Genomic DNA, 2,521 nt, shown 5'->3' with positions numbered 1-2,521 from the left:
GTGAGCGCTGAGCGCTCGACGTTGTTACGCGTCACGAATCGCCGATCAGACGTCGGCGACCTTGCGGCCCTTGTACTCGAGGAAGAGCTCGGTGCCCTGCGAGTCGGTGACGACCTTCGCCTGGTGGGGGCGGCTGTAGACGACCTTGCCGTTCTCGATGGTCTTGACGAGCGCGGGGGCTTCGGCCTTCCACTGCGCGCGACGCGAACGGGTGTTGGAGCGGGAGACCTTCCGCTTCGGGGGGTTACCTGCCATGTCTAGCTCTTCTCTGTCTTGGGGGCGGCGCGGAGCGCATCGCCGTCGTCTGGGGTGTACTGCTGGAGCGCAGCCCATCGAGGATCAACGGACGACTGCTCCGTGTCGCCGGGGCTTTCCGTCAGCTTCTCGCCCGTGACCGGGTCGAGCCCGAGGCAATCCGGCTGACACACCGGCTGGAACGGAAGCGACAGGACAATGGCATCCCGGACCAGATTTTCAAGATCCACGTGGTCGTCTTGAACGTCGAAGTCACTCGCTTCATCCCCAGGATACGCGAAAAGTTCCTGGAACTCGACTTCGACAGGCTCCTCGATGTCGATCAGGCAGCGTCCGCAGACCCCGGTGGCAGTGGTGTCGACGGTTCCCGACACGAGGATTCCCTCGTGGACCGACTCGAGACGCACCTCGAGCTCGAGCGGCTCCGCCTCGGGAACGGAGACGAGACCCTCGCCCCATTTCTCGGGCGCGGGGATCTCGAGGCTGTGCTCGCGCATCTCGCCCGGCTTGCGCTCGATGTCGCGCACGGGGAGCTGGAAAGGTCCGGGGCGGTGGGTTCTCACGGGGGTCCATGCTACCCGGGCGGCCCTGGGGAGGGGCCGGACGACGCGGCCGCGCGCACGCGGTCGGTGCAGCGGCCGTGCGGGCGGAGCCGCCGAAATGCCCGCCGGCATACCCATAAACGCGATCCGCTCACAGAAACGCGTGCTGCACGTGTTTCCGTGAGCGAATCGCGTTTATGCGCGAGCGCCGACCGCGCGCTTGGCAGAACGCGCCGCGAAACCGCCCCGCCGAGAATCGCGGCGGTCAGATCCCGCGAGCGCCGGTGTCGAGGAACCGCGCGACCGCGGGAGGCACGTACGGCGACACGTCGCCTCCGAGACCGGCGACCTGGCGCACCAGAGAACTCGACACGAGCGCGTGCGAGGGATCGGGCAGCAGGAAGACCGTCTCGACGTGCGCGAGATCCCGGTTCACGATCGCCATCGGCGTCTCGTAGGCCACGTCGACCTGCGATCGGATGCCTTTGACCAGCACCTTCGCGCCGACCTCGGTCGCGTAGTCGACGAGGAGCCCCATGCTCCACGCCGCAACGACCACGTCGCCGTCGACACCCGCCTCGGCGATCGACTGCTCGAGCAGCGACTGGCGCTGGGCGATCGGCAGCATCGCTTCTTTGCCGGGATTGTGCACCACGAGGACGTGCAGCTGGTCGAAGAGACCGGCCGCTCGGCGGATCACGTCGAGATGTCCCAGCGTGGGCGGGTCGAACGAGCCGGGAACAACGGCGATCCGGGGGTCCATGCCGCCAGCCTACCGACGGCTGCTCGTTCAGGACTTCGCGAGCGCCGCACGTTCTTCGACACCGAGACGACGCTCGAGCGCAGCCGCCAGCCCCGGATGCCGTTGCAGCGCCGGATCGTCGGCGAGAAGCCGCTCGCCCTCGGCGCGCGCCTCGGTGATGAGGTCGGCGTCGGTGACGACACGCAGCAGGCGGAGGGACGAACGCACGCCCGACTGGGCACCGCCGAGCACGTCGCCCTCGCCGCGCAGTTCGAGGTCGACCTCGGCCAGCGCGAAGCCGTCGAGCGTCGCCGCCACCGCGTCGACCCGCGCGCGCGACGAGGTGCCCGGCGCCGCCTCGGTGACGAGCAGGCACAGGCCAGGGAGGCCGCCACGACCGACACGACCTCGCAGCTGGTGAAGCTGCGAGACGCCGAAACGGTCGGCCTCGAGGATGACCATCGTCGACGCGTTGGGCACGTCGACACCGACCTCGATGACCGTGGTGGCGACGAGCACGTCGATGTCGCCGCGCGCGAACGCCTGCATCACGGCATCCTTCTCATCGGACGGCATCTTGCCGTGCAGGATCTCGACCCGGATGTCGGCGAAGGCCGGCAGGCGCGACAGCAGGGCCTCGACCTGGACGACGCCCCACCGCGTTCGGTTGGTCTCGTTCGGAGCGGCGGTCGCGGCACCGTCGGGCGCACCGTCGGGCGCATCGGCCGGCTCGTCGGTCTTCTCGTCGGCCGTGAGCTGCTCGGCGTCGATCGCGGCACAGACGAAGAAGGCCTGGCGACCCTGCGCGACCTCCTCGGCCACGCGATCCCACACGCGCGCGAACCAGCTCGGCTTCTCAGCGAGGGGCGCGACGAACGATTGGATGCCGGCACGCCCGGCCGGCATCGTCCGGATCGTCGAGACGTCGAGATCGCCGAACACCGTCATCGCCACGGTGCGCGGAATCGGCGTCGCCGTGAGA

4 protein-coding genes are annotated in these 2,521 nt (G+C 69.1%); all 4 read right to left on the bottom strand.

Annotation, left to right across the window (positions count from 1 at the left end; genetic code table 11):
• Positions 1-45 precede the first annotated feature (45 nt).
• On the bottom strand, positions 46-255 hold the full coding sequence (gene rpmF / locus P2P98_RS17345) for a 50S ribosomal protein L32 (protein WP_013586329.1): 210 nt from the start codon (positions 253-255) through the stop codon (positions 46-48).
• A gap of 2 nt (positions 256-257) precedes the next feature.
• On the bottom strand, positions 258-752 hold the full coding sequence (locus tag P2P98_RS17340; protein WP_058596518.1) for a DUF177 domain-containing protein: 495 nt from the start codon (positions 750-752) through the stop codon (positions 258-260).
• 310 nt (positions 753-1,062) lie between these two features.
• Complete coding sequence (gene coaD / locus P2P98_RS17335; protein WP_275801507.1) at positions 1,063-1,560, bottom strand: pantetheine-phosphate adenylyltransferase; 498 nt, start codon at positions 1,558-1,560, stop codon at positions 1,063-1,065.
• A 27-nt stretch (positions 1,561-1,587) separates the two neighbouring features.
• Positions 1,588-2,521, bottom strand: a 934-nt coding sequence (locus P2P98_RS17330) for a helicase-related protein (protein WP_275801506.1), incomplete at its 5' end; no start/stop codon positions are given.

Source organism: Microbacterium sp. Kw_RZR3 (genome assembly GCF_029222405.1).
Lineage (GTDB): Bacteria > Actinomycetota > Actinomycetes > Actinomycetales > Microbacteriaceae > Microbacterium.
Note: the sequence above shows the minus strand (reverse complement) of the source record. Positions and strands in the feature narration are given on the sequence as shown.